4 protein-coding genes and 1 pseudogene are annotated in these 5,574 nt (G+C 47.9%); 2 read left to right on the top strand and 3 right to left on the bottom strand.

Features of this window, described 5'->3' with window-relative positions; genetic code table 11:
• Nucleotides 1-16 precede the first annotated feature (16 nt).
• The 3 genes and pseudogenes from Q8O92_05075 to Q8O92_05065 form a co-directional block, all read right to left on the bottom strand.
• Entirely contained in the window at nucleotides 17-802 is a 786-nt protein-coding gene (locus Q8O92_05075) for a hypothetical protein (protein ID MDP2982684.1), read from the bottom strand.
• A gap of 43 nt (nucleotides 803-845) precedes the next feature.
• Nucleotides 846-1,039: pseudogene (locus tag Q8O92_05070) on the bottom strand (type II toxin-antitoxin system HicB family antitoxin).
• A gap of 41 nt (nucleotides 1,040-1,080) precedes the next feature.
• A complete protein-coding gene (locus tag Q8O92_05065; GenBank protein MDP2982683.1) occupies nucleotides 1,081-2,685 on the bottom strand; it encodes an ABC transporter substrate-binding protein in 1,605 nt (534 codons plus the stop codon).
• Nucleotides 2,686-3,137: 452 nt separating this feature from the next.
• On the opposite strand from Q8O92_05065, the gene Q8O92_05060 reads away from it, so the two are divergent.
• Both Q8O92_05060 and Q8O92_05055 read left to right on the top strand, forming a co-directional pair.
• On the top strand, nucleotides 3,138-4,463 hold the full coding sequence (locus Q8O92_05060; GenBank protein ID MDP2982682.1) for an iron-containing alcohol dehydrogenase: 1,326 nt from the start codon (nucleotides 3,138-3,140) through the stop codon (nucleotides 4,461-4,463).
• 17 nt (nucleotides 4,464-4,480) lie between these two features.
• The gene (locus Q8O92_05055) at nucleotides 4,481-5,026 is read left to right on the top strand and encodes a hypothetical protein (protein MDP2982681.1); all 546 of its coding nucleotides are present in this window, start codon (nucleotides 4,481-4,483) and stop codon (nucleotides 5,024-5,026) included.
• Nucleotides 5,027-5,574 lie beyond the last annotated feature (548 nt).

Raw genomic sequence — 5,574 nt, 5'->3', positions numbered from 1 at the left:
TGTCAAGAGTGCTGTTTCAAATCGATAAGCGAATAAAATTATTTCCAATTTTGTTTAAACATAATGCTTCGTTTTCAATTAATTCTCTAAAGGGGCCGGAAGCAGTCATGTCAAGGATTCTTTTTGTTGAGTCGCTTTTATTACTTGGATTTTCAAGAGATTTTATTCTCTCCCAAGCATCCCAAAGTTTTTCAAGTGATTCTTTTCTAATAACAGGATTTGGATTGAAGAATTTTTCACGTGCCCTCTCAAGTAATTCATTTAATTCGCTATCAATTGTATTAAATTGTGCATTTTTAATAGTTTCTCCAATAACTGGTTTTTCTATTCTTTCAATTTTTCCATCATTATTTAAACAGAATGCAACTCTATTACGTGAAAACAAGAAATTTATACTATCTGTATATTCTTGTATACCAGCCTGTTTTGAAAAATGAATATAGTGTTTAGGCCCGTATTTCTCATGTTCACTTTCGTAAAATGGCTTCGAGATTATAGTTAGGCAATATTCAATCAAGTCAAGTATAGAATAGGAGTCAGGAACATGAGGATGATCTAATTCTATTGATTCAATATTAGGATTTATTGAAAGCAAATCATAAGTTAATACTTCTTTATTTGTTCCAGTGATTTCAGCCCTTGACCCATTACATTGTTTAAGTGGAAAATATTCAGCAAAATAACCATTATCACAGTATCTATTAATTATTGATACAATTCCTTTCCATACAATTTCAGGTATTTCAATAATTTTTCTAGGTTGGGGCCCTAATTCTCTTTCACTGAATAATGGTCCTCTCATAGAATTTTCCCTTTACGTCTTTTTTAATAATTTTTAATTCAAATCAAAATCTTAATAAAACAACGAATTCAAGATTCGCCGGCTCTTCCTCTTCCATACACAATTCGATTACTTCCCGAATGCGGGGATACAACTCCTCAAGCGTTTTTGCCTGAGTCAGCTTTTCAGAGCCGGTACGCTGGCGACATAATACCCATCTTGCGTGTTCTCGTATATTTGTTTCTCAACATCACAAATTACTCTCAATCAGTTCGGGATGCAAGTCATGCTTTCCCTGCTCACTTCTCCTCTACACGGTATCTCAACCTCTCCAGCGGAATCCGAAAATCCCCCTGCCTGGGGAGAACCAGTCCCTCGTACTCCGGGTTGAACAGAATCCGCTGCATGGGGTACATGAGGAGAATCCAGCAGGCATCCTCTGTGGCGAGACGGTCGGCCTTTTTGTACAGCTCGATCCGGCGCTCCGGGTCGGAGATGAGGCGGGCTTCATTGGTGAGACGGTCGAATTCGGGATTGGAATATCCGGAATAATTCCCTGGCGCACCCTTCTGCGCGGAATTGAGCAGGATATAGAAAAAGTTGTCGGCGTCCGGGATGTCCGCCACCCATCCCATTCGGAACATATCCGGCTCGAAATTGTCGCAGGCTTTCAGGTAGGCCGGCCAGTCGATGCTTTTAAGCTGGACATTTACCCCGATATTCCTGAACACCGACTGCACATACTGTGCGATGAGCTGGTGCATCTCGTTGGTATTGTACCAGAGGGTGATCGGGGGAAGACCCTTCCCACCAGGATACCCCGCTTCGGTGAGAAGGAGGGTGGCTTTGGCCGGATCATACCCGTAGCCGGTTATTGTTTCATCTTTGCCCTTGACTCCCGGAGGAAGAATGGTGGTTGCGGGGATGGCGGCGCCCTCGTAAAGAGTGTCGGCGATTGCCTTGCGGTCAACCGCCCAGGCGAGCGCCTGCCTCAGCTTGAGGTTGTCACGGAACGGAGGCCTTGTAAGGTTGAACCCGATGTATTCCAGCCGCAGGTAAGGCCATGTCCTGACAAATTTCCCGTACTTCTTCTGAATAAGTTTGAACTGTCCCGGGGGAGTTTCATTCACCAGGTCGGCCTCGCCGACCACCAGTTTCTGGAAAGCGACCCCGACGTCCGGAACTACCTCGTAATCCACCCGCGGGAGGGTCGATTTCGCCCCGTGGTATTCGGGAAACGCCTCCACGCTTACCCGGATGTCATGCTCCCAGGAGAGGAACCGAAACGGCCCGGTGCCGATGGGAGTAAAATCCTTGCCCTTCACTCCCTCCCTGGCCGTTACACGACCCGCTTCCATGGAGAGATAGGAAAGGAAGGGGGCAAACGGTTTGACCAGGCGCAATACGACCGTGGAATCGTCAGGCGTTTCCATGCCGGTAAGCTCTTTTGCCCTGCCGCCGAGCATTTCCGACGCCCCTTTGATGGGCGCAAGCACCCAGCTTCGCTCGGAAAGGTTTTCCGGGGTAAGGCAGCGTTCGAAACTGTACCGGAAATCCGCCGAGGTCACCTCGCGGCCGTTATGGAACTTTACACCCTTTTTCAGGTGGAATGTATAGGTCAATCCATCGGAGGATAACTCCCACCGTTCAGCCAGAGCCGGAACCACATCCAGAGTCACCGGGTCCTGGTCGACCAGCCCTTCGAAGATACGGAACACAATTGTCGCGGAAGATGTATCGGTGGTGTGGATTGGGTCGAGCGATGGCGGATCGGAAGCCAGGCGGTACACGAAAATCCGGGGACCTTTTTCAACGGTCGGCCCGCAGCCGGTAATAACTCCGGCAAAGCCGGATGCGATGCAGAGAATACCAAGGGAAATAGCTATTCCTGTTCGATTCTTCATGCTTCCTTTCTCCTGCCATAATCTACGGAAGACGGCGCAGGAAGTCAAGGTATCGCTCCAAAACACAAATCGAACTGCTTTTTTGACAGGATTTACAAGATTTTACATGATTTCATTTATATTTGTTCCTGATCCTGTGAATCCTGTCAATCCTGTCTAAATTTAATTTGTAATGACCTGGCGTCGTGAATTCATTCTACCGCACCAGGATCATTTTCCCGGTCGCTGATTTTCCGCAAGCAAGGAGTTGGCACAGGTAAATCCCCGACGATGCATGCGCCCCGTTCTCATCCGTTCCGTTCCACCGAATTTTAATGAATAGGCTTTCTTGACATGACCGTTCCGATATGCTATACTTTATTTATATCTTCACTAATTAAAGCAATCTTTGTGGGATACACGAATTTACCGGTTCATACCGGATTTTGAAAGATAGCAGGGGAGGATTTGTCATGGCGCGAAGCACGGTAAAAGCTCAGGAAATTATCAAGGCATGGAAAGGCGATGACTATGCCCACGGGGTCGGGGTTCTGGAGACAACGGGTGAATACGCCTGCCTTTATGGAGAAAGGGCGCTTCTGGTGGTGGCAGACCTGGGACAGGAATGGGTGGAAACCCTGCGGAACAAGATCACCGATTCTCTCGATATGCATGGCGTCGGGTACACTTCCATTCTCGGAGCGGGTCCGAATGCACCCCGCGAGGATGTCTACCGGATTGCAAACGAAATTTCCAAGGTCTGCCCGGATTCAGTGATCGCCATCGGCGGTGGGAGCACCATTGATGCCGCCAAAGCTGCCAGCATTCTGGCTGCCTATAATTCTTCAGAGGTCATGGAATATCTCGGCGCATCCGAAGCGCTGGCATCCAGCATCGAACCGTATTTCGGCGCCGGGAATGTCACCAGAATCTGGGAGGCGCTCAATATTTCCGCCACTCCGGTTATCGCAGTTCAGACCATCGCTTCCTCCGGCGCGCATCTCACCAAGTATGCCAATATTACCGATCCCCTGACAGGGCAGAAAAAACTGATAATCGACATGGCCATTGTTCCTCCCAAGTCCGTCTTCGATTATGGAGTGACCGAGGGCGCTCCACGAGGACTTACACTGGACGGCGCTCTTGACGGTATCGCGCACTTATGGGAGGTATTCATGGGCGCCACCGGACAGGTTTACTACGACCGGATGAAAGAGATTGCAGTCGAGGGTATCTCATTGATTGTCGAAAGTTTGCCCGAGGCATTGAAAGATCCGAAAAACCTCGACTCTCGAATTCGGCTCGGGCTGGGAACCGACCTCGGCGGATATTCCATCATGATCGGCGGCACAAACGGCGGGCATCTCGGCTCCTTTTCGCTCGTGGACATTCTCACCCATGGCCGCGCCTGCGCTGTTCTGAACCCTTACTACACGGTGCTTTTTTCACCTGCCATCCAGGATCAGTTGCGTACTGTCGGAGAAGTTTTCCATAGAGCAGGGTTCATCACCGAAAACCTCGGAAACCTTGAAGGGCGCGCCCTTGGCGAAGCGGTAGCGCACGGAATGATCGCCTTCTCGAAGAGCATCGCTTTCCCGATAACCCTCCGTGAAGCCGGCGCCACAAGAACTCATATCGACCGTATGATCGAGGCGGCAAAAAATCCGCAGCTTGAGTCAAAACTCAAGAACATGCCCACTCCCATGGACCCTTCAAAGGGAGATGTGGAAACCTACATGAAACCGGTGCTCGAAGCGGCATTCACCGGCGATTTTTCGCTCATCAAAACCATGTCCTGAGAAGGAGGCTTTGATTCGTGGTATCGTTGAATTATCTGGCTTCACATTCGAGAAACATGGAAGCGCTTCTCCAGACTTACCGCCAGATCGACCTGACCTTGCAGTCTGTCTTTCTGGTAACGGGTTCTTTTCTTCTTTCCCGTATCCTGGAAGCAAGCCTCCTGAGAACAGCACTATTTTTCGAAGTTTTACTGATCACCCTCAGCGTTTTTTCTTTCAGTGTCATGTGGAGACTTCATAAAGTTATTCTGGCGCGCGGCGAGGATGTCAACTGGTGGCATCGGAAAATAGTAAAGGAGGAACAATCTCTGCCTCCGGAGGATAGATCGTTCACCCAGTTTAAAATCCACCAGAGCAAGAATCTCTTCTCTCCAGAATATCTGAACCGTTTCCTCGACCCGGCGGATAATATTTCCAAAGCCGATATGGAAATTCTCCTGAACGCGGATCAGGCTCACATACGGAAGGTTATTAACAGCTACATTCTCAGGGGGATGTGCCTGCTATGGATTTTCATGTTAATTCTCAGCGTGGAGGTAGTGATTCTGAAAATATATACATGACGAAATACACTTGGAAATGTGGAAAAACCGGGGTAATCGCAATACGGTTCACTTTAACGAAAAAGTACAAGATTTTTAAACCACGAACCACACGAAAGGCACAAAAAATGATTTTATCAAAAAGCAAATTTCGTGATTTTCGTGGTTAAATGAACTGTATTGGGGGTAATCGGAATTATGCGGGGGGAGAAAAGCGAATCCTTTTTTCTATTATTTTGTAACCGGTGGTTTGAATTTCATCGCGGTCAGTTCATCAACAATAGTCTGTTCCTCCTTTACCGCCGCCTTTTCATAAATTTCCAGCGCCCGTTCTTTGAGCCGCTCGACAGTCTTTTTCTTCCGGGAGGCAGCAATAAGCTCTATTCGTCTGGCCTCGGCGATGCTGTCCGCTCTCTCTACCGATTTCCGCTGCGTGTCTTTCCGGCGTTCAAGGAGTCGTCCATAGTAAAGAATTTGTTACAGTGTCTATAATAAAAAAACACTTTTCCGTAAATTTTTTATCCGGTTATGTCATTTGGTAAGTATTCTTGAAAATATTACGCCGTGAT

Origin of the sequence: Candidatus Latescibacter sp. (genome assembly GCA_030692375.1) — a bacterium.
In the GTDB taxonomy this organism is placed as follows: domain Bacteria; phylum Latescibacterota; class Latescibacteria; order Latescibacterales; family Latescibacteraceae; genus JAUYCD01.
Note: the sequence above shows the minus strand (reverse complement) of the source record. Positions and strands in the feature narration are given on the sequence as shown.

Excerpts from the sequence above, each read along its gene's own strand:
- Q8O92_05075 (MDP2982684.1), bottom strand. The coding sequence starts at position 802 with ATGAGAGGACCATTATTCAGTGAAAGAGAATTAGGGCCCCAACCTAGA.
- Q8O92_05065 (MDP2982683.1), bottom strand. The coding sequence starts at position 2,685 with ATGAAGAATCGAACAGGAATAGCTATTTCCCTTGGTATTCTCTGCATC.
- Q8O92_05060 (MDP2982682.1), top strand. The coding sequence starts at position 3,138 with ATGGCGCGAAGCACGGTAAAAGCTCAGGAAATTATCAAGGCATGGAAA.